This window comes from Pseudomonadota bacterium (assembly GCA_008501635.1).
Taxonomy (GTDB): domain Bacteria; phylum Pseudomonadota; class Gammaproteobacteria; order QQUJ01; family QQUJ01; genus QQUJ01.
Genome location: QQUJ01000030.1, coordinates 243,083 through 267,328, shown reverse-complemented (window position 1 = coordinate 267,328; position 24,246 = coordinate 243,083). Strand labels below are relative to the sequence as shown.

General features: G+C 63.4%; 20 protein-coding genes and 1 tRNA gene. 9 read left to right on the top strand and 12 right to left on the bottom strand.

From position 1 onward, the window contains the following. Positions 1 to 300: 300 nt before the first annotated feature. Positions 301 to 1,113 carry an amidohydrolase gene (locus DWQ09_18555; GenBank protein ID KAA3626217.1) on the bottom strand — a complete coding sequence of 271 codons (813 nt, stop codon included), beginning with the start codon at positions 1,111 to 1,113 and terminating at the stop codon, positions 301 to 303. Between the two features lie 139 nt (positions 1,114 to 1,252). Between DWQ09_18555 and DWQ09_18550 the strand changes: the two genes are divergently transcribed. Next, positions 1,253 to 1,618 (top strand): hypothetical protein, encoded by a 366-nt coding sequence (locus tag DWQ09_18550; protein ID KAA3626216.1) that lies wholly within the window; start codon positions 1,253 to 1,255, stop codon positions 1,616 to 1,618. Here the strand turns inward: DWQ09_18550 and DWQ09_18545 are convergent. From DWQ09_18545 to DWQ09_18515, 7 genes are all read right to left on the bottom strand, one after another. After that, a complete protein-coding gene (locus tag DWQ09_18545) occupies positions 1,611 to 2,084 on the bottom strand; it encodes a C_GCAxxG_C_C family protein (protein KAA3626215.1) in 474 nt (157 codons plus the stop codon). The two genes, DWQ09_18550 and DWQ09_18545, sit on opposite strands and share 8 nt — an antisense overlap. 209 nt (positions 2,085 to 2,293) lie before the next feature. Next, positions 2,294 to 3,208: a cation transporter gene (locus DWQ09_18540; protein KAA3626214.1), complete on the bottom strand. Its 915-nt coding sequence runs from the start codon at positions 3,206 to 3,208 to the stop codon at positions 2,294 to 2,296. A gap of 301 nt (positions 3,209 to 3,509) precedes the next feature. Beyond that, the gene (locus DWQ09_18535) at positions 3,510 to 3,740 is read right to left on the bottom strand and encodes a thioredoxin family protein (GenBank protein ID KAA3626213.1); all 231 of its coding nucleotides are present in this window, start codon (positions 3,738 to 3,740) and stop codon (positions 3,510 to 3,512) included. 9 nt (positions 3,741 to 3,749) lie between these two features. Beyond that, positions 3,750 to 4,706, bottom strand: a complete 957-nt coding sequence (locus DWQ09_18530; GenBank protein KAA3626212.1) for a permease — start codon at positions 4,704 to 4,706, stop codon at positions 3,750 to 3,752. A 188-nt stretch (positions 4,707 to 4,894) separates the two neighbouring features. Beyond that, a complete protein-coding gene (gene arsB / locus DWQ09_18525; GenBank protein KAA3626240.1) occupies positions 4,895 to 5,977 on the bottom strand; it encodes an arsenical-resistance protein in 1,083 nt (360 codons plus the stop codon). Positions 5,978 to 6,053: 76 nt separating this feature from the next. Continuing rightward, positions 6,054 to 6,401: an ArsR family transcriptional regulator gene (locus DWQ09_18520; protein KAA3626211.1), complete on the bottom strand. Its 348-nt coding sequence runs from the start codon at positions 6,399 to 6,401 to the stop codon at positions 6,054 to 6,056. Between the two features lie 87 nt (positions 6,402 to 6,488). Then, positions 6,489 to 6,938: a GNAT family N-acetyltransferase gene (locus DWQ09_18515; GenBank protein KAA3626210.1), complete on the bottom strand. Its 450-nt coding sequence runs from the start codon at positions 6,936 to 6,938 to the stop codon at positions 6,489 to 6,491. Positions 6,939 to 7,127: 189 nt separating this feature from the next. On the opposite strand from DWQ09_18515, the gene DWQ09_18510 reads away from it, so the two are divergent. Both DWQ09_18510 and DWQ09_18505 read left to right on the top strand, forming a co-directional pair. Continuing rightward, positions 7,128 to 7,913, top strand: a complete 786-nt coding sequence (locus tag DWQ09_18510) for a dioxygenase (protein KAA3626239.1) — start codon at positions 7,128 to 7,130, stop codon at positions 7,911 to 7,913. Beyond that, positions 7,914 to 8,831, top strand: coding sequence for a sulfurtransferase (locus DWQ09_18505; GenBank protein KAA3626209.1), 918 nt, complete (start codon positions 7,914 to 7,916; stop codon positions 8,829 to 8,831). It begins immediately after the preceding gene. Positions 8,832 to 9,036: 205 nt separating this feature from the next. Here the strand turns inward: DWQ09_18505 and DWQ09_18500 are convergent, their stop codons facing one another. Both DWQ09_18500 and DWQ09_18495 read right to left on the bottom strand, forming a co-directional pair. Next, a complete protein-coding gene (locus DWQ09_18500; protein ID KAA3626208.1) occupies positions 9,037 to 11,091 on the bottom strand; it encodes a PAS domain S-box protein in 2,055 nt (684 codons plus the stop codon). Between the two features lie 135 nt (positions 11,092 to 11,226). Then, on the bottom strand, positions 11,227 to 13,422 hold the full coding sequence (locus DWQ09_18495; protein KAA3626207.1) for a 1,4-alpha-glucan branching protein GlgB: 2,196 nt from the start codon (positions 13,420 to 13,422) through the stop codon (positions 11,227 to 11,229). Positions 13,423 to 13,637: 215 nt separating this feature from the next. Between DWQ09_18495 and glgC the strand changes: the two genes are divergently transcribed. The 4 genes from glgC to DWQ09_18475 are packed head-to-tail and all read left to right on the top strand — an operon-like array spanning position 13,638 to position 18,455. Further along, positions 13,638 to 14,906, top strand: coding sequence for a glucose-1-phosphate adenylyltransferase (gene glgC, locus DWQ09_18490; protein KAA3626206.1), 1,269 nt, complete (start codon positions 13,638 to 13,640; stop codon positions 14,904 to 14,906). A gap of 5 nt (positions 14,907 to 14,911) precedes the next feature. Next, on the top strand, positions 14,912 to 16,627 hold the full coding sequence (locus DWQ09_18485; protein KAA3626205.1) for a glycoside hydrolase: 1,716 nt from the start codon (positions 14,912 to 14,914) through the stop codon (positions 16,625 to 16,627). Beyond that, positions 16,624 to 18,093: a 4-alpha-glucanotransferase gene (malQ, locus tag DWQ09_18480; GenBank protein KAA3626204.1), complete on the top strand. Its 1,470-nt coding sequence runs from the start codon at positions 16,624 to 16,626 to the stop codon at positions 18,091 to 18,093. Before DWQ09_18485 ends, malQ begins: the two co-directional genes overlap by 4 nt. Beyond that, positions 18,090 to 18,455 (top strand): DUF2784 domain-containing protein, encoded by a 366-nt coding sequence (locus tag DWQ09_18475; GenBank protein KAA3626203.1) that lies wholly within the window; start codon positions 18,090 to 18,092, stop codon positions 18,453 to 18,455. The genes malQ and DWQ09_18475 overlap by 4 nt, the downstream gene beginning before the upstream one ends. Here the strand turns inward: DWQ09_18475 and glgP are convergent. Both glgP and DWQ09_18465 read right to left on the bottom strand, forming a co-directional pair. Then, a complete protein-coding gene (gene glgP / locus DWQ09_18470; GenBank protein KAA3626202.1) occupies positions 18,450 to 21,008 on the bottom strand; it encodes an alpha-glucan family phosphorylase in 2,559 nt (852 codons plus the stop codon). The two genes, DWQ09_18475 and glgP, sit on opposite strands and share 6 nt — an antisense overlap. 101 nt (positions 21,009 to 21,109) lie before the next feature. Next, positions 21,110 to 21,196: transfer RNA gene (locus tag DWQ09_18465), tRNA-Leu, on the bottom strand. 195 nt (positions 21,197 to 21,391) lie between these two features. On the opposite strand from DWQ09_18465, the gene DWQ09_18460 reads away from it, so the two are divergent. Next, positions 21,392 to 23,080: a methyl-accepting chemotaxis protein gene (locus DWQ09_18460; protein ID KAA3626201.1), complete on the top strand. Its 1,689-nt coding sequence runs from the start codon at positions 21,392 to 21,394 to the stop codon at positions 23,078 to 23,080. A gap of 95 nt (positions 23,081 to 23,175) precedes the next feature. After that, positions 23,176 to 24,222 (top strand): tRNA preQ1(34) S-adenosylmethionine ribosyltransferase-isomerase QueA, encoded by a 1,047-nt coding sequence (locus tag DWQ09_18455; GenBank protein ID KAA3626200.1) that lies wholly within the window; start codon positions 23,176 to 23,178, stop codon positions 24,220 to 24,222. Positions 24,223 to 24,246 lie beyond the last annotated feature (24 nt).

Below are 24,246 nucleotides of genomic sequence, written 5' to 3'. Positions count from 1 at the left end.
CTTTCATCGACTGGGCATCCTCAACCAACGAACCAAACAAATACTGATGCCAAAACAATGGCATCACATCAGTGACTAAGGTGTAAACCATGTGCCCGGTTCAATTCGTAAACAATGTTCGGGTTGCACATCGGCCGGATGGCCGATCGATCCGGCTTTCAGTCGCAACCAAGCCACCGGCTCTACCCGGTGGAGTATCCACAGTTGGTAAGCGACCGTGTCCGCCAAAAAACGTCGGGCCGATCCGGTGGCGGCGCTCCTTCGAAATCGAACTCCCGCCACCAACCCTGCTTTGTCGCGTCACTCGCGCCATTTGCCGAACAGGGTGTCGGCATTCCTCCACGCGATCCGCTCGGCCACCTCTCTCGGCAGCAGGGAGAGCCAGGCACGTGCCCACCGGGCGTGGCTGACCACTTCATCCCAACGTCCAGGCGTGTAGGTATCGGTACCCACCATGAACCGGTCCGGAAACTCCAGGAACAGCGCACGCCAATGGGGGGCGATTTCGCCGTCGCCGGCAACCTCGTAGCGAAAAGAGAGGTCGCACCACAGGTTGGGGTATTTGCGCAGCATGGCGCCAACACGCTCGGACGACGCAAAACCGGCGTGCGCCCATTGGATACGCGCCTCCGGCCATTGTTGGAACAGCCGCTCTATGGCGTCGGCGTCGGAGTGGGCATGGAGAATCAGCTGGTGTTTCCGGGCGAGTTCAACGGTCCGTTTGACGACGGGCAGATCGGCGTCCGCGCCATCGACATGAAACTCACCAATGCCCACGTAGCGGCGTTGGACGAGATTCTGCTCCAGATAGTCCAGCACCGTCCCATCGCGCAGCCAGCTTTGCGTCTCCCCGCGACGCCGGTAGGGACGTAGCTCGGGCACGATGAGATCGGGGGCCAGCGCATACAGCCGCTGCTGCCCTTCGTCGTTGGAGCTCGACAGCAGGGCGCCCGAGAGTCCCGCCGCGCGAAGTATTGCGATGGCCTTGTCCGGTGGATAGGGCGCCCAGGCGTCATGGCTATAGTGGATGTGGGCATCGAAAATCGGCAGTTCCTCGGCACGCGTGGGAGATGTGAGTACCAGAACGGCAAAGATGATCGCGAGCCTGCGCATGGTCGCCTCCGAGAAGTGAGTACGGTTTGGACGCTCTGGCTCAAAGTTAAGCAGAGGCCGGCCATCCTGTCGGCACAGCACGTGGGGGATATCGAGATAGGTTCTAGAATCAGGGTGAACGTGCGGTGAGGAAGCGACGATGTCCGGAAAAACACGCGTGGCCTACGTGGTGGTCGCGCTGATCCTTGCGTTTGGAGCGCTCTTTAGCGTGCAAGGCGGAAACTGGGAGTGGTTCTCGCGGGCCGGTTCGGCGGTGGTTGCCATTGGCATCCTGCTCACCTCCAGTCAGATCCGCGATCACTCGCAGCGCTTGCGGCGCTGGCGCACCCAGCTCGTGTCGCAAAGCCAGCGCGACTGGGCGGTCGATGAGGCCAAACGTTCGATGGTGCGCGCGGCCGGCGAACAGGAGTCGATCTGGGAGATCGAAGGGCACGGGCTTTACATGCTGATAGGCGGAACGCTGATCTGGGGATTCGGCGATCTGATCGGCTATCTCTTCAGCTAGCTTTGGATGCGTCGTCGGCGCTGCGGTCGGCCTCGATGATCTCGGCGGCGATGACCGCGGCGCCGATGGTGAGACTGCGGCAACGTTCGGCCAGCCGCTGCTCGCGAAACCGTTCCTGACCCGCGACGGTGCCGAGATGGCAGTTGAGCAGATCTCCGCAGTTGCTGAAGCCGAAGCGGTTTTCGAACTCGTCGATCAAGCGCTGCACCTGGGAGTAGGTGCGCTCGACGCTTTGGCCCGATCCGGTGCGGCCGCTCTCCAGTCCGAACGCCATGATCGCCCCGCTCAGCGCACCACAGGGTCCCGCCGTGCGCGCCATACCGCTGCAGAAGCCGGTGGCAATGCCGGGCAGCGAGTCGCACCGATGACCGCTCGCCTCGGACACGGCCTGCAGCACGCTCTCGGCGCAGTACAGCCCTTCGTCGTAGAGTTGCGCGGTGCGTCGTTCGATCTTCTTGATGTTCATGGGTCCCCAGTGTGCCCGTCTCTGCGGGCATCTCCTCCCTGGCTTGGAAATGTCCTGCAACAAAGCAGGGACATAGATTACCGCAGTCGAGCCTTTGGGGCACCTGTTTTCGCTGCAATCCCAAGGGGATAACAGGAAAGCTTCAGAAAGCAGGAGATGTATCGACCCCTCGCTGCGGACGCGCTGAGGCGTGATTGCCGGAGTTTGAGTCATCCCGCATCCGGACTTTTGAGTTGCAACAGCACAGACTCTGGGGCGGAAAGTTCGGGTTGCAGCGTGGCGTGGTCGATGGCAAAGGTTTCGCGCAGCAGCGCCTGCGCTGCGGCGAGTCGCTGCTGCCAGTGCTGCGGCTTGTCGATCACCAGATGGGCCGAGAGCGCGGTACGCTCCGCTGAGAGCCGCCAGATGTGCAGGTCGTGAACCTCGATGACACCCTCCAACTCGGCCAGCGCGCGGCCCACCGCCGGCAGGTCGATGCCGTGCGGCACGCCATCCAGCAACAGATGCAAGGCATCGCGCAGCAGGCGCAGGCTCGAGAAGAGAATCAATGCGACGATGACCAGTGAGAGAATCGGATCGATGGGGGTCCAGCCGGTGACGGTAATCACGACACCGGCGATCAGCGCCGCCACCGAACCCAGCAGATCGCCCAGCACATGCAACAGCGCGCCGCGCACGTTGATGTTCCGTTCCGCGCGGGTCAACTGCCAGATCACCGCCAAATTGATCAGCAGCCCGATGACCGCCACGATGGCCACCGCCTCACCTGCCACCGGGCGCGGGGTCATGAGGCGATCGACCGCCGCGCTGGTGATCGCAACGACGATCGCGATCATGAACAGCGCGTTGAGCAACGCCGCCAGCAGTTCGGCGCGGCCCAGACCGTAGCTGTGACGTGTCGAGGGCGGTCGTTGCGCCAGCCACGCCGCGAAGGCGGCGATGGCCAGCGACAATCCATCGGTGAGCATGTGGCCGGCGTCGCCGAGCAGCGCCAGCGAACCGGAGATCCAGCCCGCGACGGCCTCCACCACGGCATAGCCGAGGGTCAGCATCAACGCGATCATGAGGCTACGTCCACTGCCTGCGCTGTGGCGGTGTCCGGTGTGATCGTGAATCGAGTTCATGGATTCAGGCTTTTCATAACAGATTCGCAATACCCCGCACTCGCTTCAACACCTGGGCGATGGAGCCGCGCTGGATGTCGCGTCCCGAGACAGGGCTCCACCTGGGCGCCATCGAGAGCATCGTCGAAGGCGTATCGATACTCGAGGCGCGAGGTCACCCTTGCGTCCCAGGCAAACCAGTGTTCGCCCGCGAAACCGGGAATGCCTGATTGTTCGCCCCGCACCAGGTATTTAACCTCATCGAAGGACTACGACACAGGTGTTGATCAGGTGGTGGGCAGCATGCCCGGACAGATGGACATCAAAACCAGCTGCTGACGGTTTCTCTGGCTGGGACACTACCCGCATGCACAACCTTGTCGTCTACGACCACGGCAGGGGTCGACATGACGCCATAGCGCATTATCTCGGCGACATCCTCGATCTTCTCGAGTTTGATCTCTACGCCCTTCGCCTTGGCTGCCTCTTCGACCAGGCGCGCCGTGGTGATGCAATTGGCGCAACCGCTGCCCAGTACTTTGATCCGTTTCATCGTTTTTCCTCAAGCCAGTAAATTGAAACCCCAACCCACCAGCGTAATCGCAATGGCCAATACGCCCGCGAACAGGGCAAGCCCCCGCCAGTGGATCACCTTGCGCAGAATCAGCATCTCGGGCAGTGACAGCGCGGCGATACTCATCATGAAGGCCAGAGTGGTGCCCATTGCGACACCCTTGGCCAGCATCGCCTCGGCGACGGGGATAACGCCGGTGGCGTTGGAATAGAGGGGAACCCCCAGCAGTACCGCCCCCGGCACCGCCAACCAGTTGCCGGTGCCACCCAGATGCTCCACCACCCATGATTCCGGGATGTAGCCATGGAAGAGGGCACCGACGCCGATTCCCAGCAATACCCACTTCCAGATGCGCCCGACGATTTCGCGAACCTGGGCGACCGCGTAGCGATGGCGGCCGGCGAGCGATGTATCGGGCGCGGCGACGTTCAACTCCCCCATCTGGATCTTCCAGACGTAACCCTCCACCCAACGCTCGGGCCGGAAGCGCTCGATGACCGCACCCCCCGCGTAGGCGACAGTCAGACCCGCGACGACATAGAGCGCGGCCAGCTTCCAGCCCAATATTCCCACCAGGATCACCGCCGCTACCTCATTGATCATGGGGCTGGCGATTAGAAACGAGAAGGTCACGCCCAAGGGAATGCCGGCCTCCACGAAACCGATGAACAGCGGGACCGAGGAGCAGGAACAGAACGGGGTCATTGCACCCAATGTGATGGCGCTGGTGCGGGCCAGCCACTTCGGTTTCCCGCGCACGTAATCACGCACACGCTCGGGCGACAGCATGGCGCGTAGCAACCCCATCGCGTAGACGATCAGAATCAGCAGAACAAATATTTTCGTCGTATCCATGACAAAAAAATGAAGAGCCGCACCCAACCTGCTGGACGGATCGAGCCCCAGCAGCTGGTAGGCGATCAGATTGGCCAGTGCATCGAACATCAGAGCGCATACTCCTGGTTGCAAGGCTGAACCAGGCGAACCTCCACGATGATGCGCAGGGGATCGTCCATACGCTCCTCTAGCCATGCCGTATCAAGGAGAATTGCGCTTTCGCGCTCGCCAGTCCGGACGGCAGGAGGAGCACCGCCGTGCGTGGTCATCGTGTTACGTCCCTCGACCTGCCCACCTCAAGAACCGTGATCGAGTTGCGCCGTCGGGGGGCAGCACTCTTCGTCCGGTACAATACCTTCACGCCGCTCGTACCAGCGGCGCGAATTATTGACCACCTTTACCGCCACCAGCATCACCGGCACCTCGATCAGCACACCCACCACCGTGGCCAGCGCTGCCCCGGACTCGAATCCAAACAAGGCGATGGCGGTCGCTACGGCGAGTTCAAAGAAATTGCTGGCGCCGATCAGCGCCGAGGGGCCGGCGACACAGTGCGGCGAGCGCACCGCGCGATTGAGCAGATAGGCGAGCCCCGAATTGAAAAACACCTGGATCAGGATCGGCACCGCGAGCAGCGCGATGATCAACGGCTGGGCGATGATCTGTTCGCCCTGAAAGCCGAACAGCAGCACCAGTGTGGCGAGCAGTGCAGCGAGCGAGAAGGGCTGCAGGCGCTGGATCATCCGGTCGAGCCGCTGCTGTCCGCCACTGGCGAGCAGCCAGCCGCGCCAGAAGTGGGCGAACAGCAGCGGCACCACGATGTAGAGCAGTACCGAGAGCAACAGCGTATCCCACGGCACGGTGATGGCCGAAATTCCCAGCAAGACGCCGACGATGGGCGCGAAGGCGAAGATCATGATCACGTCGTTGAGCGCGACCTGCGACAGCGTGTAGTGGGGTTCGCCGCGCATCAGGTGACTCCAGACGAAGACCATGGCGGTGCAGGGCGCGGCGGCGAGGATGATCAACCCGGCGATGTAGCTGTCGATCTGTTCGGCCGGCAGCCAGGGCCGGAACAGCCAGCCGATGAAGAACCAGCCGAGCAGGGCCATGGAAAAGGGTTTTACCCCCCAGTTGACGAACAGCGTGACGCCCACGCCGCGCCAGTGGCGGCGCACGCCGCCCAGCGCGCGCAGGTCGATCTTCAGCAGCATGGGGATGATCATCAGCCAGATCAGCACTGCGACCGGCAGGTTGATCTGCGCAATCTCCAGGCGCCCGAGATTCTGGAACAGGGGCGGGAATATCCGACCGAGCGCAATGCCCGCCACGATGCAGAGCAGCACCCAGACGGTCAGGTAGCGCTCGAAGATTCCCATGGGGGCGCCGCTCGCCTGCTTGGCGGCGGTTTCACAACCAATGCTCACGTGTTCGTTCTCCTTCGGTCGTGGCCGATCAGGCGCAGCGTGCGGTGCGCGGCCGATCGGTCATCCGCTGCAGCCGCAGCCGGTCGGCCGCAAAGGGCGATTGCTCGCCTATACCCTGGAGCGTGGAGGTCAGTGCCGCGCGCGCCCAGGCGGGAAGTTCGGGGTGGAGCGAGTAGTAGATCCAGAGCCCCGCGCGCCGGTCCTGCACGACATTGGCCTCGCGCAGCTGTGCCAGGTGGCGCGAGATCTTGGGCTGGCTCACCTCGAGGGAATGGGTCAGCTCGCAGACACAAAGTTCCCCGGCGTCGGCGATCAGGGCCAGGGCACGCATGCGTGTCGAGTCGGCCAGCGCCTTGAAGAAAAGTTCGGGAAGCATATGCGTGTATCCATATATATGGTTTAGGTAATATAACCTGGGTCGAACGGTCAGGCAAATGGCAGGGGGAGGGCGGGTCTGCCGGCGCTACAACGTGCGCCGCATCATCAGGTGATCAATACCGGCCTCTTCGAAGACCACGCCCTCAGCTTTGAAACCGAAGCGCTCGTAGAAGGTGATGGCGGAGACCTGCGCGGCCAGCACGATCTCTTTGAAGCCGCGCTCGCGCGCCGCGTCGAGAAGCCGTTCGAGTAGCGCCGAGCCGATCCCGAAACGGCGGTGATCGGGCAGTACCGCCATGCGCCCGATACGCCCGTTGGGGGTGAGGCGCCCGGTGCCGACAGGTGCGCCCTGCCAGCGGGCCAGGACGTGGATGCAGCTGGGATCGAGCGCGTCGTGCTCGATGGCCTCAGGCACGCCCTGTTCCTCGACAAACACACGTTGACGAATGGCGTAGAGCGTTTCCCGCTCCCGGTCGAACGCGACGATATCGGTTTGCAACTCGGGAGTGTCCAGATCCGTGGGTTCCTGGCTCATGTTGGTTGGATTTCCTGCAAACGCCGGTGGGGTTGAAGTCGTGGGGTCATTATACGAGCCGGCTGCGCAAAATTGATGAGGATTCGTGGCTCACCGGGCCCCAACCACGCTCGCCGCGCCTGGCGCTCGAACCGCGAGCGACCGGCACAGGTCGCGCGGGATTCTGAGATAGGTTCTAGACTCATGACCATGAGCACCTTACGCCAACCGGCCCTGTTCATCTCCCACGGTGCGCCAACTTTGGCTCTGGAGCACGGAGCGACCGCTCGGTTTCTCCGCGAACTCGGCGCATCGCTGCCGCCTCCCGCGGCGATCCTGTGTGTATCGGCGCATTGGGAAACGTCACCTGTGAGTCTGAGTGCCAATCCCTACCCGCAGACGATTCATGATTTTGGTGGTTTTCCCGCACCGCTCTACGATCTCGAGTACCCGGCGCGCGGCGACGCGCAACTTGCGGCACGCGCCGCGGTCTTATTGAAACCGCTGCACGGCGTGGTGCAGGTCGATGCCCGGCGCGGCTTCGACCATGGGGTCTGGGTGCCGCTGATGCTGATGTTTCCCGACGCGCAGATCCCGGTGGTGTCGATGGCGGTGCAGCCGCATCTGCCCGCCGCGCACCACTTCCGGCTCGGCGGGTTGCTTGCCCCGCTGCGTGACGAAGGCGTCATGATTCTCGGCAGCGGCGGTGCGACGCACGATCTGCGCGCCTTTTGGGGGCAGCGCCGCGAAGCCGCGCCGCAGGGGTATGCGCAGGTGTTCGACGACTGGCTGGTGGCACACGTCGAAGCGGGCGATACCGCGTCGCTGGTGGCGTACGAACAGCTAGGACCGGAGGCGAAGCGCAATCACCCGACGCCCGAGCATCTGCTGCCGCTGTTCGTACCGATGGGTGCGGCGCAGGGCGGACGCGGTCGCGTGCTGCATCGGGTGATCGAGTACGGCGTGTTGGCGATGACCGCGTTTGGCTGGGAGTGAATGACGATGAAACGATGGATACCGGTGTTGATGGGTTGGTGCGCGCTGATCGGCAGCTACGCGCAGGCCGCTCCCGTGCTGGTGGATACCGAATGGCTCGCGTCGCGGACAGGTGACAGCGGCGTTGTCGTAGTGGATATGACGGGTGACCCGATGCAGTACCAGCGTTTTCACCTCCCGGGCGCGGTACAACTGCACTACGATGCCCTCGTGCAACGGCGCCGCGACGGAGTCGTCCTGCGGATCGAGGATGCGCAGTTGCTCCGCCTGTTGGGTGAGCTGGGAATCCGGCGCGATCACCATGTTGTGATCTACGACGATGCAGGGGGCCTCAACGCCGGACGGCTGTTCTGGGAACTGGAGCGCATCGGCCACGCGGCGGTTTCGGTCCTCGACGGAGGATTGGTGAAGTGGATCCTCGAGGGGCGCAAGGTGGAAAACCGGTGGGTCCGACCGACACCGCAACCATACCAGCCGGTTGCGGGACAGGGGCGCGACAATGACATCGCCCATGAGGCGCTGAAGACCGTTGCCGCCGAGGGCAACGCCATGCTCCTGGATGTGCGCACCCGTGAGGAGTACAGTGGTGACCCGCGCGATCCGCGCGGTGGTCATATTCCCGGCGCGCGCTGGTGGCCCTGGGACGCGACGGTAGCCTTCGACGGACGTTTTCAACGCCTTGAAGCGGGGCCGTTGCAGGAGAGCCTGCGCGCACTTGGCGTCAGCGACAGCGCGCAGCCTGTCGTCCTGTACTGCCGCACGGGGCACCGTGCCGCGCAAGCCTACCTCACGCTGCGGTCGCTTGGATACGAGAATCTGAAGCTCTACGACGGTTCGATGCTGGAGTATGCCAGGGATGCCGCCGCGCCCCTGCAAAGGGGGATGACGGCCGGAGGTCCCGGGTGCGTGAGTTGCTAGCCGAGCGTACCCAGGGGCCTGTTAACAGGACCTGGTTTGGCAGTGTCAAATCCGCTGCAACGTGCATTCGATAGTGGCCTTTACCTGACCGTGTAGCCGCCTGGAGCGCTGGGCAGAGCCATGCATCGGAGTTGTCGATCGAGGCGCTGCGCGCAAAAGCATCACATTCGATAGCGTGACGCAGCGTTTCGATCAGGACTGCAAATCACGGCGGTGCTGGCAGATCCGGTGACCACAGGGCGTAGCGGCCCTTGCCGCTGCGTTTGGCGGTGTACATGGCCTGATCGGCGCGGTTGATGAAGGTATCGGCATCCTCGTTGCTGATGTCGTTGTGGGCGATACCGACACTGGCCCCGAGGCGGGCGCTGGACGTGCCGACCTGGTAGCTCCCCGACACGGCCTCGATGAGCTTGCTCGCCACGGTTTCCGCGGTGCTGCTTTGGAGATTGCCGCACAGCAGCGTGGCGAATTCATCGCCCCCGACGCGCGCCACGAGGTCGCCTTCACGCAGCGCCAGACGCAGTCGCTTCCCGACCTCACGCAAGACCTGGTCGCCGGCCTCGTGGCCAAGATTGTCGTTGATCGACTTGAAGCCATCGAGATCCAGATACAGCACCGCCATGGGCTGCTGGGTACGACGGGCGTGCGCGAGCTGGCGACGCAGTTCGTCGTGGAAAGCACGCCGGTTGGCCAGGCCGGTGAGATCGTCCAGATGAGCCAACATGGCGAGCTTTTCGCGGGTGCGGGTCTGCTCCGAAATGTCGTAGATCCAGATGAAGAGCGCGCTCTCCTCCTCAAACGGCATGGTGCGTATCGTGATCAGAGCCCAGAAGGTGGAACCCGAGGCGTGGACCAGCTCGATCTCGTAGTCGATGACCTCGCCGTCGTTGTCCAGAAACTCCTGCAGCGTATCCCGGTCTTCGTTTTCCGCCACGAGCTCGCCGAGCGTGCGCTGGGTGACCTCCATGGCGCCAAGGCCGGTCAGTTGCCCGAAGCGGGCGTTGGCGAAACGGATCTTGCCACTGTCGAGATCGGCGACGCCGACACCGACCGGGCTGGCCTGCAGGATGGTGCGCAGCTGACGTTCGCTGTCGCGCAGCCGGGTCTGGGCCTCGTGCAGGGCGGTGGTGTTGGTGCCGACACCGCGGTACCCCAGAAACCGGCCATCCTCGGCGAAATGCGGGGTGCCGCTGACGGAGATCATCGCGCGCTTTCCGCCGGCCGATTGAATCGGGTACTCAAAGCCGCGGAAGGGCTGGTGGGATTCCAACGTGTCGCGATGCCTGCGCCATTTGTCGGGATTCTGGTGCAGCTCTTCGGCGCCGGTGAGCTCATGGCGGGTCTTGCCCAATACCTGACTCTGCGGTCGACCGATGATCTCGTAGCCGCGCTCCGAGAGAAACGTCAGGCGATGTTGCTCGTCAGTCTCCCAGAACCAGTCGGAGGCGGCGGCGGCAAAATCGCGGAATCGCGCCTCGCTGGCGCGCAGCTGGCGTTCGATGCGTTTGAGTTCGGTGATGTCGCGCGCGACAGTGATGAAGGTCATCCGTCCGTTGACGCGAAACAGGGCTGCGGAAACGGCAACATCCACGATGGAGCCGTCGCGGCGCTGATAGTGCTGCTCCATCATCGGCAGGGTCTCGCCCTTGTGGTCGAGCTGTTGCAGGCGCGACCAGACGATCTCTTTGTCCTGGGGTGCCACCATGTCGAGGACGGCGCGCCCGATCCAGTGCTCGGGATCTTCGTCACCCAGCAGGCGCGCACCGGCCGGATTCATGAATTGAATGACCCCGCCCGAGTGGACGCAGATCAGGATGGGCGCCAGGTCGAGCAGCTGGCGAAAGCGCTGCTCGTTCTCGCGGCTGGTGCGCTCGGCTGCGCGCAGCTCGCTGACATCGGAGTAGATGGTGATGAATCCGCCGTCGGGCAGCGGATTGCCATGGATTTCGATGGTCCTCCCCGAGACCTCGCGCTCGATTCGGTGGTACTCGGCCCGGTGGGTCAAATCCAGGCGCTGGCGCACCAGCACTTCCACGTCACCGGCTCCGTAGTCGCCGCGTTGGGCGGCAAAGCGGACGATGCTCTCCAACGACGTTCCGGGACGGTTCAGGTCAGGGGGCAGATCGAGCAGTTCGCCGAGTTTGCGATTGCTGACCACCAGCCGCAGGTCACTGTCGTAGATGGTGATGCCGACCGGCAGGTAATCGAGGGTGTTGGCGAGTATCTCGCGTTGTCGGTGTTCGCTGATATCAGCCGGCATGTTCGTCACTGGAGGATGTCCCTGTGTTCCGCTGGTCGGCCGCTGATCCCGCGCGGCGTGTTATCCCTGACCCAACCTTAGCAGACCGGCCCCGCATTACCGAGACCGTTTGCGCACTCCATTACAAGCACGGTTTCAGTCACCCGCGGCCACCAGGATGACCCCCGCCAGCGGAGGCACGGTCAACGTCACCGAGGCCGGACGCCCCATCCAGGGATTCCCGTCGGCATTGAGCTGGCCACCGCAGCCTAGATTGCTTCCCCCGTAGTAGGTCGAGTCGGAGTTGAAGGCTTCGCGATAGAGGCCGGTGCGCGGGACACCGATGCGGTAATCGTGGCGCGGGACCGGCGTGAAGTTGAGGATGACGACGATCTGCTCCCGGTCGCTGCAGCGGAGAAAGCTGACGACGGATTGCGCCGCATCGTGACAGTCGATCCACTCGAAACCGGAGGCATCGAAGTCGTGCGCGTGCAGGGCGGGATGGTCGCGATAGAGATGATTGAGATCACGTACCAGCGCCTTGATGCCCTGGTGTTCCGGACGTTCCAGCAACCACCAGTCCAGTTCCTGATCGAAGGCCCACTCCTTGCCCTGCGCAAACTCGTTGCCCATGAACAACAGCTTCTTGCCCGGGTGAGTGAACTGGTAGGTGTAGATCAGGCGCAGATTGGCAAAGCGTTGCCAGGGATCGCCGGGCATCTTGTCGAGCATGGAGCGTTTGCCGTGCACCACTTCGTCGTGGGAGAAGGGCAGGATGAAATTCTCGTTGAAGGCGTAGAGCAGGCTGAAGGTGAGCATGTCGTGGTGGAAGTGGCGATGCACCGGATCTTTGCTCAGGTACTCCAGCGTATCGTGCATCCACCCCATGTTCCATTTCATGGAGAAACCGAGTCCGCCCAGATAGCCGGGCCGCGATACCATGGGCCAGTCGGTGCTCTCTTCGGCCATGACGACCGCCCCCGGCTGCTGCTTGTGAATGACGGCGTTGAGCTGGCGTAGAAAATCGACCGCTTCCAGGTTTTCGCGGCCGCCGAAACGGTTGGGCATCCAGTCACCCGGTTCACGCGAGTAGTCGAGATAGAGCATGGAGGCGACGGCGTCGACCCGCAGCCCATCGAGATGGAACTCCTCGAGCCAGTAGATGGCGCTGGAGAGCAGGAAGTTGCGCACCTCGTTGCGCCCGTAGTTGAAGATCAACGTTCCCCAGTCGCGGTGTTCGCCGCGCCGCGGATCCGCGTGTTCGTAGAGCGCGCTGCCGTCGAAGCGCGCCAGGCCATGCTCGTCGCGCGGAAAATGGGCTGGCACCCAGTCGAGCAGCACACCGATGCCATGGCGATGGCAATGATCGACCAGGTAGCGGAAATCGTCGGCGTCGCCGAAGCGGCTGGTGGGTGCGTAGTAGCCCAAGGTCTGGTAGCCCCAGGAGTCGTCCAGAGGGTGCTCGGTAATCGGCAGCAGCTCGATATGGGTGAAACCCTGGTCGCGGACATACTCGACCAGGCGGTGCGCCAGCTCCCGATAGTTGAGAAACCCGCCCTGCTCGCCGCGCTGCCAGGAGCCCAGGTGCACCTCGTAGATCGAGAACGGGGCATGCAGCCAGTCGAGATGCCGGCGCTGCTCCATCCAGGCCGCATCGTCCCACACATGCCGCGGTGCGCCGGCTACGCGACAGGCGGTCCGGGGCCGGATCTCGAAGGCCCGTGCGTAGGGATCCTGCTTGCTGGCGATGTTGCCGCTGTCGCGGTTGCGAATCTCGAACTTGTAGAGGCTGCCGGCCTCGATTCCAGGGAGAAAAAGCTCCCAGACCCCGCTGCCGCCGCGCACCCGCATGGGGTGGGCGCGACCGTCCCAGACGTTGAAATCGCCGATCACACTGACGCGCTCCGCGTTGGGGGCCCAGGTGGCGAAGAGCGTGCCGTCGATACCGTCGACCTGCCATGGCTGGGCACCGAGAAAGCGATAGGCGTGCCAGTGGCGGCCTTCGCTGAACAGGTGGAGATCAAGATCGCCCAGCTGCGGGCCGAAACTGTAGGGATCGTGCCGCTGGTGGGTGCGCTCGGCGTCATCGCGCCAGCGGAGCAGGGGATGGGTGGAAAGCTCCTGACCGGCGGTGCGACAGTAGAAGAAATCGGTATCGGCCAGGCGCTGGAGGGCCTGGTCTCCCTCTCCCAACCACGCTGCTGTGGCATGGGGCAGATAGGTGAGCAGCCACGCCCGGTCGGCGTGAACATGCCGACCCAGCACCGCGCAGGGGTCGTGGTGGCGCGCCTCGGCGAGGCGCTGCAGATCGGTCGCGCTCCACGGCGGGTCGGTTGGCGGGGTGGTATTCATCGGCTTGCGACTCGGCTATCTATAATTGCATGGAGGGGGAGTATTGTTATTCTGCATGTCATGCGCTTGCGGTACTGTTACGCTGCGCGCCGCGGCCGGAATCGTGCCAACGGCCCCGTTACATGATAACGGGTTCTCCGCCATAACTATCAAGGCGCTGTATGGGTCAGTCGCATCGGCGCGGCGTGTCAATGCATTGAGGAGGGGGTGATCGGATGGGATTTCGCTACAGCGCACGCTTCGTCAGCCGTTTGACGCGTGACACCCTGGCGCTGATCCTTGCGGGGGGCAGGGGCACGCGGTTGCATGATCTTACCCGCTGGCGGGTCAAACCCGCCGTCCCCTTCGGCGGCAAATTCCGCATCATCGATTTCCCGCTTTCCAATTGCCTCAACTCCGGCGTCAGGCGTATCGGGGTGCTTACCCAATACAAATCCCATTCCCTGCTACGCCATATCCAGGGTGGATGGAATTTCCTGCGCTCGGAACTCGACGAGTTCATCGACCTGCTGCCGGCGCAGCAGCGTACCGGCGAGGAGTGGTACGCCGGCACCGCCGATGCGGTCTATCAGAACATCGATATCATCCGCAGCCATCAGCCGGAGTACGTGCTGGTGCTGGCTGGCGACCATATCTACAAAATGGATTATGGTTCGATGATCGCCTATCACGTGGCCCATGATGCCGATGTCACCGTCGGCTGCATCGAGGTACCGCTTGACCAGGCCAGCGCCTTCGGCGTGATGACGGTTGACGACGGGGGGCGCATCGTCAAGTTCACCGAGAAGCCGGCCGACCCACAGCCGTTACCGGGTCGCGGCGATGTGGCGCTGGCCTCCATGGGTATCTACGTCTTTCGCACCCGCTATCTCTACGAGGTGCTCGAAGCGGACAGCCGGAACCCTGATTCACGGCATGATTTTGGTGGCGATGTGATCCCGGCGGCCATCACCGGGCGCAAGGTCTTCGCCTACCCGTTTCGTGACCCCAAGAGCGGCAGCCAGCACTATTGGCGTGACGTGGGAACGGTAGACGCCTTCTGGGAGGCCAATCTGGAACTGGCGGGTGTCTCTCCGGAGCTCAACCTCTACGATGCGGAGTGGCCGATCTGGACCTATCAGGAGCAGTTGCCGCCGGCGAAGTTCGTCTTCGACGATGACGACCGGCGCGGTATGGCGGTCGATTCGCTGGTCTCCGGTGGCTGTCTGATTTCGGGATCGCGGGTCAGGCGATCGCTGCTCTTCTCCAACGTGCGGGTACGCTCCTACAGTCACATCAATGAGTGTGTGGTGCTGCCGGATGTGGAGATCGGTCGCCACTGCCGGATCCGCAAGGCGGTCATCGACAAGGGCTGTACCCTGCCGCCGCACACCGTCATCGGCGAGAATCCGGAGGAGGACGCACGACGCTTTCACATCACACCGAATGGTGTGGTGCTGGTGGCGCCGCACATGCTGGGCCAGGATCGGCACGGCCTTAGCTGATCGCCATGAGTGCCGCTTCCCGCCTGCCCGTGGTGTTGTGCTGGCATATGCACCAGCCTCACTACGCCGATCCGCTGACCCAGGTCTATCAGCTGCCCTGGGTCTATCTGCACGCCATCAAGGACTACGTCGACATGGCGGCTCATCTGGAGGCCCAGCCCGGCGCCCGGGCGGTCGTCAATTTTGCCCCGACATTGCTGGAGCAGATCGATGACTACGCGACCCAGGTGCGCGAGTACCTCGATCGGGGTACAGAGCTGCGCGATCCGCTGCTGGTGCTGCTGGCCACCGGCGAGTGCCCGGACGACATTCAGAAACGCGCGGCGCTGATCCGTGCGCTGCTGCGGGCCAACCGCAAGCGCATGATCGATCCCTTTCCACCCTTTCGGCGCATTGCGGATCTGGCCGAACGCATGCTGGCGTCTCCGCGGGACGCTCTCTACCTCAATCGTCAGTTCTTTGTCGATCTCGTGGTCTGGTATCACATCGCCTGGTTGGGAGAAACGGTACGGCGCGAGGATAGGCGCGTGCGCACCTTGCTCGATCGGAGCTGCAACTTCACGGATCAGGATCGACGGCTATTGCTGTCGCTGATCGGCGATCTGCTCGCCGGGGTGCTGCCACGCTATCGCGTTCTGGCCGAGGCGGGAAAGGTGGAACTCTCGGTGACGCCTTATGCTCACTCCATCGCACCGTTGCTGCTCGATCTGCAGAGCGCCAGCGAGGCCATGCCGGGGGTGGAACTGCCCGATGTGCCGTCCTACCCCGACGGTGAGAGCCGGGTGCAGTGGCATATCGAGCGCGGTTGCCAACTCTTCGAGGAGCACTTCGGCAGACGTCCCGAGGGTTGCTGGCCTGCGGAGGGCGGCGTGAGCACCGCCACGCTGCGGATGCTGGGTGAGGCCGGTTTCCGCTGGTGTGCCAGCGGCGAGAACGTGCTGCGGCACAGCCGCCATCATCTCGGGCTGGCGGCGGACGATACCACCAAGCGGTGGTTGCACCGTCCCTATCGCATCGATGCGAGTGCGGCGGCCTGTTTTTTCCGGGATGACGGGCTTTCCGATCTCATCGGCTTCACCTATGCCGACTGGCACGCTGACGATGCTGTGGCCGATCTGATCAACCATCTTCTGCGCATCGAGGCGGAGACGCGCGAGATCGCCGACCGCTGCGTTTCGATCATTCTCGACGGCGAGAACGCCTGGGAATACTACCCCAACAACGGTCACTACTTTCTCAGCGCGCTGTATCGGCGGTTGGCGGATCATCCGCAACTGCTGCTCAGCACGTTCAGCGATCAGCTGGCCACCGCAGAACCCCACGAGCGGCTGGCCGGGGTCGTTGCCGGCAGCTGGGTCTACGGGACTTTTTCCACCTGGATCGGTGACCCCGCCAAGAACCGTGGCTGGGAAATGCTGGTGGCGGCCAAGCAGGCCTTCGACGGCGAGGTGGCGAACGGACGGCTGGTTGGCACGGCGCGCGAGCAGGCCGAGCGGCAACTCGCCATCTGCGAGGGTTCCGATTGGTTCTGGTGGTTCGGCGACTACAATCCGGCCGACTCGGTGGCTGATTTCGAACGCCTGTTCCGCCGCCAGCTGAGCACCCTGTATCGGCTGCTGCAGGTGCCGGCGCCGGAGTACCTCGATCGTCCCTTCACCCAAGGCGGCGGCGCGCCCGCCGGCGGCGGGGTGATGCGCTCCGGGAAGTCCCCGGAGCCATGAGCCGGCGCACGCTCGATCGCCGTCGCGCCGGTGTATTGCTTCATCCCGCCTCGCTGCCGGGCGGGGTGGACAATGGTGATCTCGGACCCGATGCACACCGTTTTATCGACTGGCTGGCCGACGCCGGTTTCAGCGTCTGGCAGATGCTGCCGGTCGGACCGACCCATCGCGATCGCTCGCCCTACCAGAGCTTTTCGGTGCATGCCGGCAATCCACAACTGATCAGTCTCGACCGGGTGCAAAAACAGGGGTGGCTGACGGAGGCCGAACGTGAGCGAACGGACGCGACGGAGACCGCCCGGGTTCACGCGTTGCGGTCGGCGCGGAAGCGGTTCGAGCAGCACGCCGAGCCCGGGGAGAAGACCGCCTTCGTTGCATTTGTCAACGAAACCGCTCACTGGCTGGAGGACTACGCCTTGTTCCAGGCGCTGCGCGCGGAGCAGGGTGAGAGGCCGTGGTGGGAGTGGCCCGCACCACTGCGAACCAGGGACGCTCAGGCTCTGCAGGCCGCCCGCCAGCGGCTGGCGGAGGCGATCGGGCAGCAGCGTTTCGAACAATACCTCTTCTTCAGTCAGTGGTGGGCGCTGCGCGATCACGCCCGCTCCAGAGGGGTGAAGCTGTTCGGCGACCTGCCGATCTTCGTCGCCCACGACAGCGCCGAGGTGTGGGCGCGTCCGGATCTGTTTATGCTCGACGAGGAGGGACACGCGCGATTCGTGGCGGGCGTGCCTCCGGACTATTTCGCGGCGGATGGGCAACGCTGGGGCAACCCGCTCTACAACTGGGATCGCATGACTGCCGAGGGCTTTACCTGGTGGGAGCAGCGTCTGGCAACCCAGCTGCGGCTCTTCGACTGGGTGCGGGTCGATCATTTCCGCGGTTTTCAGGCCTGTTGGCAGATCCCGGCGTCCAGCGCGACGGCCCGCGAGGGCAGGTGGGTGGAAGTGCCTGGCGAGGTGCTGTTCGAATGGCTGCATGCGCGTTTTGAATCGCTGCCCCTGATCGCCGAAGACCTCGGCCACATCACCCCCGAGGTGCACACCCTGCGCCGGCGGTTCGGGTTGCCCGGCATGTGTATCCTGCAGTTCGCTTTCGATGGCGACAGCAGCAATCCCTATCTTCCCCACAATCATCGCTCGAACCGGGTCGTCTACACCGGCACGCACGACAACGACACCACCGTGGGTTGGTATGCCGCGCTTCCCGAGGAGACCCGCCAGCGATTGCTGGCCTACCTCGGCCATCCGCAGGAAACGATGCCGTGGCCGTTGATCCGTGCCGCGCTGCGCTCGGTAGCGCGACTGGCGGTGGTGCCGCTGCAGGATCTCCTGGCGCTCGATCGCGAACACCGCATGAACACCCCCGGCACCAGCGAAGGGAACTGGAACTGGCGCTTTGAATGGTCGCGGCTGGAGGCGTTGGATACGAAATGGCTTGCGGGTCTGCTGCAGAGTTATGGACGATGAAACCGGTCTACCGCCTGATCGCGGAGCTGGTGTTGGCGGTGCACCTGCTCTTCGTTGCCTTCGCTCTGCTCGGTGCTCTGTTGCTGTTCGCGTGGCCCGCGCTGATCTGGCTGCAGCTGCCGATCGCGATCTGGGCGGGGCTGATCATGGTTGTCGGCTGGACGTGCCCGCTTACCCCGCTGGAAAAACGCCTTCGCGTGCAGGCCGGGCAGCAGGCCTTCGGCGGCGGTTTCGTCGAACACTATTTGCTGCCGTTGTTTGGCCGGACCCGACTGACCGAGGGGTTGCAGCGCGCCATCGGCTGGGTGGTGTTGGCATCTAACGGTCTGCTCTACCTGCTGGTCTCGTGGTATGCCTCATAACCAGATCATGCAGCCCATCTCGAACGGGCTGCTGAGCAGTTCGTGGTAGGGATAAACCCGGACCATGTAGTGCTGCAGGCCGGGCAGATTGGGGGTCAGTTCAAGGTGAAAGAGGGTTTCGCCCTGCTCGTTGGTGGCGGTTTTGTGCAACGGGAAATGCGACTGGATCGTAAACTCCCCGTTCTCCTGATCCCGACCGATCAGACATTCGACGACCACATCGTCCGCCGTCAGTTCGCCGAGGTGCACCGCCACGTCCAGCGGTAGCGCATCACCGGCCAGGATGAAATCACGGGCCTGATCGAGGCGGCGGATGGTGACGTGCGGCCAGGCCGCAGCGATGCGCTTTTTCCACTCGGCCAATCGGCTCGCCGGTTCGCCGCCCGCGGCGCGCAGGGTCTGGTACTGCAGATTGGCCGGTCCGTAGTACTGCATCACATAGTCCATCACCATGCGTTGAGAATTGTATTGGGGGATGAGGGTCTTCATGGAATTCTTGGAGCGTTCGATCCAGCCCTCCGAGAAGCCGTGACCGTCGCGGTCGAAGTAGAGCGGAGCCACCTCCTGCTCCAGCAGATCCATCAGCTCCCGACCTTCTTCGCGGTTACGGACAGCGAGATCCAGATGCGGATCGTGGGGTGTGATACCCCAGCCGTTGCTGCCGTTGAAGGCCTCCCCCCACCAGCCATCGAGCACACTGAGATTGAGCACGCCGTTGATCCCGGCTTTCTCCCCCGAGGTGCCGCAAGCCTCCAGGGGGTACTCGGGGGTGTTGATCCAGACATCGACGCCGACCACCATTTTGCGCGCCAGCGCCAGATCATACCCTTCCAAAAGCACGATACGCCCCTCGAACTCCGGCCGCATCGAGTATTCGTGAATGGTGTGGATGAGTTGCTGCCCCGGCAGGTCTTGGGGGTGGGCCTTGCCGGCGAAGATCAGCACCACAGGACGATGCGGATCATTGAGCAGGCGGGCCAGCCGTTCCGGATCCTGAAACAGCAGCGTCGCGCGTTTGTAGGTGGCGAAGCGGCGCGCAAAGCCGAGTATCAGGGTGTCGGTGTGATCGGGGGAGAGGAAACGCGTGAGGCGCTCGATCTGTGCCTCGCTGCAACCGTTGCGCCGGTGGCGACGGATCGCACGGCGCCGCACATCGGTGAGCAGTTCCGACTTCAGCAGCTGGCGCACGCTCCAGAAATTGTGATCGGGTATATCGTCGAGCCGCTGCCAGTACTCGTGATTGAGCAGCTGATTGCGCCACTCGGCGCTGAACTGCAGATCGAACAGACTCGACCACTGCAGTGCGAGAAAAGTGGGCACGTGTACGCCGTTGGTGATGTAGCCCAGCGGGTTCTCCGCATGGGGGATCTGCGGCCAGCAATACCCCTCCATGCGCGAGGCGACCTGCCCGTGAATCTTGCTGACACCGTTGTGAAAACGCGAGCCGCGCAGTGCCAGCGCGGTCATGTTGAAGCTGCCTTGATTGCCGGGACTTGAGCCCAGTTCCAGAAGCCGCTCCAGGGTGGTGCCGTAACCGCCGAGTTGATCCTTGAAGTAGTGTTTGATGGTGTCGTGGTCGAATACGTCGTGACCGGCAGAGACGGGTGTATGGGTGGTGAAGACGGTATGCGCGGCCACAAACTCCAGGGCGGCGTCAAAGCTCATCCCGGCGCCATGGCATTCGCGGCAGCGCTCCAGGATCAGGAATGCGGCGTGGCCTTCGTTGGTGTGCCAGACCGTGGGCTGGATACCCAGCGCCCGCAGCGCCCGTGTCCCGCCCACCCCCAGCACCAGTTCCTGCTGGATACGGACGTTCTCGTCACCGCCGTAGAGCTGATAGGTGATGCGCCGGTCCTGCTCGGCATTGACATCGAGATCGGTGTCGAGCAGGTAGAGGCTGATGCGCCCGGCCTGTGCGCGCCACACTTTGATTTCGATCTGCCGTCCCGGCAAGTCGAGGTGGACATGCACCTCGCGCCCCTCGGCATCGCGCGCCGGGGAGATCGGCAGATCCTCGAAATGGGTCGGTGTGTAGTGGGCGATCTGACTGCCGTGATTATCGATAGTTTGGGTGAAATACCCCTGCCGGTAGAGCAATCCCACCGCGACGAAGGGCAGGCCAAGATCGCTGGCGGCTTTGCAGTGATCGCCCGCCAGGATGCCAAGGCCGCCCGAGTAGAGGGGCAGGCTTTCGTGGAAGCCGAACTCCAGACAGAAGTAGGCCACCATGTCGCGTTTGGGGTCGAAGAGCAGGCGCACGTCGGATTGCACGTGCTCTTGCATGTAGCTGTCGAAGGCCGAGCAGACGCGGCTGTACTCCTCCATGAATACGCGATCCTCCGCGGCATCCTCCAGGCGGCGCTGCGATATGCGCCGCAGGAACACCTTGGGGCTGTGGTTGGAGCTGTGCCAAAGCTCGTGATCGAGCCGGTAGAAGAGGCCGCGCACACGACGATCCCAGCTATAGAGCAGGTTATCGGCGAGCGCCCGGAGGCGTTCCAGTTTTTTGGGAATCCGCGGGCGGACTTCTAGCGTAAATCGAGTACCAAACATGCGGTTGACCTGGCTGATGGCGGGATTTTAGTTCTTGTCCCGCATTATGGGCCGTATTGCAGCGGTTTTGGAGTGGCAACACGATGGGGGAGAGGGAATCGTGGTGCCGGGGGAGGGACTCGAACCCTCAAGGTGTCACCACCGGCGGATTTTGAGTCCGCTGCGTTTACCAATTTCGCCACCCCGGCGCGCGAACGGCGGATTATAAGGAAACCCCGGTAGAGCGCCAAGCGTTGATTGGAAGCACTCAAGGAGTACCCGCGATCGCCGATATCGTAGGAGATCCAACAAATGTGCGGTATTTTGCGTGCCGAACAATAAACAGAACTGATCGAGCCGAATGATTCGGGTGGGTGGAGCGCGATTTGCTGAAGGGGATATCAATGAAAAGTTCCGCGAGTGGCCGCCGTAGCCTCGTATGGCGCCTGATGATTCCGTTTGGGGTGTTTTCGATCATGGCGATTGGCGCCCTGTCGATCTATATCCCCCAGGCCATCGAGAACAACGCGGTCGACAGCGCGGTGCGCTCCGCCAGGCAAACGGCCGATCAGATGCGGACCATCCGCAACTACTACGCCGACAATGTACTGACCCGCGTGATCATCTACCCGATTCAGGTTTCTCACGAGCACAAGGCGAAGGGGATCGGCTACATTCCGTCGCCCGATACCGTCATTCACGATCTCAACGCAGAATTCGGCAAGGATGGACTCTCCATTCGTCAGTACAGCGCCTACCCGTTCCCGTGGCGCAAGGATCGCCAGCTGGATGCCTTCGCGCAGGATGCGTGGACACGAATTCGGGCGGCACCGGAAGAAACCGTCGTTCAGCGCGACAAGGAGTTCGTGCGGGTGGCGATCGCCGATCGCATGGTGAGCGAGGATTGTGTGCGCTGCCACAACAGCCATGAATCGAGCCCCAAAACCGATTGGAAGCTGAACGACGTGGTGGGCATCCTGGAGGTGATGGTGCCGATAACGGAACAGGTGGCGATCGGTGCCGTGCTCAGCGCCAAGATCGGCGCAGGCCTGGTGGCGGCATTCGTGGTGCTCGGGGTGATCATGTTCCTGGTGGTGCGCCAGGGGCTGCAACGGCGCCTGATAGGCGTATCGCAAGCGGCGGCCAGGATTGCCGAGGGTGATTTGACCCAACGCGTTGACGAATCGGGCGCATCCGAGGTGGCGCTCATCGCCGGGACTTTCAATGCCCTGGCCGAGAGTATGCGCGGTCTGGTCGGCGAGATCGTCAGTGCCGCATCGCAGCTCAGCGGCGCGGCCAAACAGACATCGGCGGTAACCGAACATTCGGTGACACTGGTCAAGGAGCAGCAGGGGGAGACCGCGCAGCTGGCCACCGCGATGCACGAGATGGTGGCCACGGTTCAGGAGGTGGCGCGCAATACCGCGGAGGCCGCCGTTACCGCGCAATCGACCAACGACAATGCCCAATCCGGCGCCTTGAAGGCGGTGGAGGCGATGGGCGGCATCGAGGCCCTGGTCGTGCAGATTGCCGGGGCAGCCGAGGTGATCAACAATCTGGCCAAGGGATCGGAAGAGATCGGTACCGTACTCGACGTGATCCGTGGCGTGGCCGATCAAACCAATCTGCTGGCGCTGAACGCCGCCATCGAGGCGGCACGGGCCGGTGACCAGGGACGGGGATTCGCGGTCGTCGCCGATGAGGTGCGCTCACTGGCGAGTCGCACGCAGGAGTCGACCCGCGAAATCGAGGCGATGATTGCCCAATTGCAGGCGGGCGCGGCGCGCGCCGTCGAGGTGATGGGCAAGGGACGCGATAAGGCAAAGCAGAGCGCCGATATGGTGGATCAGGTGGCGGAGTCGCTCGCCGAGATCGCAGGCGGCATCAAGACCATCAACGAAATGACCGCCCAGATCGCCACCGCAGCCGAGGAACAGAACTCGGTGAGCGAGGAGATCAACCGCAACGTGGTGGCCACCAACCAGAAGGCCGAGGCGATTGCCGATGAGGCCCAGCAAACCGCGCATGCCGCGGATCAGGTCGCCGCGTTGGCCACACGCATGGAGCAGCTGGTCAATCGCTTCAAGGTTTGAGCGGCTGCCACCGGGTCTGGTATGGTTGCGCGCCCACCGCGCCGGTGCGTCGAGGGTGGCCGTGGCAGGGGTGGGGGCGGTAAGATGCGCCCCCCATGCTGCGCACTCGATTCCATTTCGACCTTCCCGATGCACAGATCGCCCAGTACCCGCTCGCGGAGCGGGTGGGCAGCAGGTTGCTCTGCCTCGATGGGACAAGCGGCGCTGTCAGCGACCGACGGTTCGTCGATCTGCCGGAACTGCTGCGCGACGGAGATCTGCTGGTCTTCAACGATACCCGCGTAATTCCGGCGCGGCTTTTTGGTCGCAAGCGTACGGGCGGCCGGGTTGAGGTGCTGGTCGAGCGCGTGCTCGATACCCATACGCTGCTGGCCCAGGTGCGCGCCAGCAAAGCCCCCAGATCCGGAACACTCATTTGCATCGAAGACGCAGTAGACGCCGAGGTTGTCGAACGGCGCGAGGATCTGTTTGTGTTGCGCATTGCGGGCGTGGAGCCGGTGTTGGAGATGCTGCAACGCCTGGGGCACATGCCGTTGCCACCCTACATCGCACGTCACGACCAACCCGAAGACCGCACGCGTTACCAGACCGTCTATGCCCGCAACCCCGGCGCGGTCGCCGCACCCACCGCGGGGCTGCATTTCGATGAACCGCTGCTTGACCGGCTGCGCCAACGTGGCATCGAAACGGCTTTCGTGACGTTGCACGTCGGCGCAGGAACCTTCCAGCCCGTGCGTGTCGACGATGTCCGCAACCACCGCATGCACAGTGAATGGTTGCAACTCGGTCCCGAGGCGGTTGCTGCGGTCAACCGCGCACGCCAACGTGGCGGGCGCGTGGTCGCAGTGGGCACGACGGCGGTGCGCAGTCTTGAGAGCGCGGCCCGCGACGGCGCACTGCGACCCTACGCGGGCGAGACCGACATCTTTATCTACCCGGGCTACGCGTGGCGGGTGGTGGATGCGCTGATCACCAATTTTCACCTGCCTGAGTCGACGTTGCTGATGCTGGTGTGCGCCTTCGGCGGTTACCGGCCGGTGATGTCGGCCTACGCGCATGCGGTTGCGGCGGGTTACCGTTTTTTCAGCTACGGTGACGCCATGTTCATCACCCGCAATCCGCAGCCGGATGTGCCCGGATGAGAAAAGCAGATCCCGCATCTTTCC

Excerpts from the sequence above, each read along its gene's own strand:
- DWQ09_18555 (KAA3626217.1), bottom strand. The coding sequence starts at position 1,113 with ATGCGCAGGCTCGCGATCATCTTTGCCGTTCTGGTACTCACATCTCCC.
- DWQ09_18550 (KAA3626216.1), top strand. The coding sequence starts at position 1,253 with ATGTCCGGAAAAACACGCGTGGCCTACGTGGTGGTCGCGCTGATCCTT.
- DWQ09_18545 (KAA3626215.1), bottom strand. The coding sequence starts at position 2,084 with ATGAACATCAAGAAGATCGAACGACGCACCGCGCAACTCTACGACGAA.
- DWQ09_18540 (KAA3626214.1), bottom strand. The coding sequence starts at position 3,208 with ATGAACTCGATTCACGATCACACCGGACACCGCCACAGCGCAGGCAGT.
- DWQ09_18535 (KAA3626213.1), bottom strand. The coding sequence starts at position 3,740 with ATGAAACGGATCAAAGTACTGGGCAGCGGTTGCGCCAATTGCATCACC.
- DWQ09_18530 (KAA3626212.1), bottom strand. The coding sequence starts at position 4,706 with ATGTTCGATGCACTGGCCAATCTGATCGCCTACCAGCTGCTGGGGCTC.
- arsB (KAA3626240.1), bottom strand. The coding sequence starts at position 5,977 with ATGGGAATCTTCGAGCGCTACCTGACCGTCTGGGTGCTGCTCTGCATC.
- DWQ09_18520 (KAA3626211.1), bottom strand. The coding sequence starts at position 6,401 with ATGCTTCCCGAACTTTTCTTCAAGGCGCTGGCCGACTCGACACGCATG.
- DWQ09_18515 (KAA3626210.1), bottom strand. The coding sequence starts at position 6,938 with ATGAGCCAGGAACCCACGGATCTGGACACTCCCGAGTTGCAAACCGAT.
- DWQ09_18510 (KAA3626239.1), top strand. The coding sequence starts at position 7,128 with ATGAGCACCTTACGCCAACCGGCCCTGTTCATCTCCCACGGTGCGCCA.
- DWQ09_18505 (KAA3626209.1), top strand. The coding sequence starts at position 7,914 with ATGACGATGAAACGATGGATACCGGTGTTGATGGGTTGGTGCGCGCTG.
- DWQ09_18500 (KAA3626208.1), bottom strand. The coding sequence starts at position 11,091 with ATGCCGGCTGATATCAGCGAACACCGACAACGCGAGATACTCGCCAAC.
- DWQ09_18495 (KAA3626207.1), bottom strand. The coding sequence starts at position 13,422 with ATGAATACCACCCCGCCAACCGACCCGCCGTGGAGCGCGACCGATCTG.
- glgC (KAA3626206.1), top strand. The coding sequence starts at position 13,638 with ATGGGATTTCGCTACAGCGCACGCTTCGTCAGCCGTTTGACGCGTGAC.
- DWQ09_18485 (KAA3626205.1), top strand. The coding sequence starts at position 14,912 with ATGAGTGCCGCTTCCCGCCTGCCCGTGGTGTTGTGCTGGCATATGCAC.
- malQ (KAA3626204.1), top strand. The coding sequence starts at position 16,624 with ATGAGCCGGCGCACGCTCGATCGCCGTCGCGCCGGTGTATTGCTTCAT.
- DWQ09_18475 (KAA3626203.1), top strand. The coding sequence starts at position 18,090 with ATGAAACCGGTCTACCGCCTGATCGCGGAGCTGGTGTTGGCGGTGCAC.
- glgP (KAA3626202.1), bottom strand. The coding sequence starts at position 21,008 with ATGTTTGGTACTCGATTTACGCTAGAAGTCCGCCCGCGGATTCCCAAA.
- DWQ09_18460 (KAA3626201.1), top strand. The coding sequence starts at position 21,392 with ATGAAAAGTTCCGCGAGTGGCCGCCGTAGCCTCGTATGGCGCCTGATG.
- DWQ09_18455 (KAA3626200.1), top strand. The coding sequence starts at position 23,176 with ATGCTGCGCACTCGATTCCATTTCGACCTTCCCGATGCACAGATCGCC.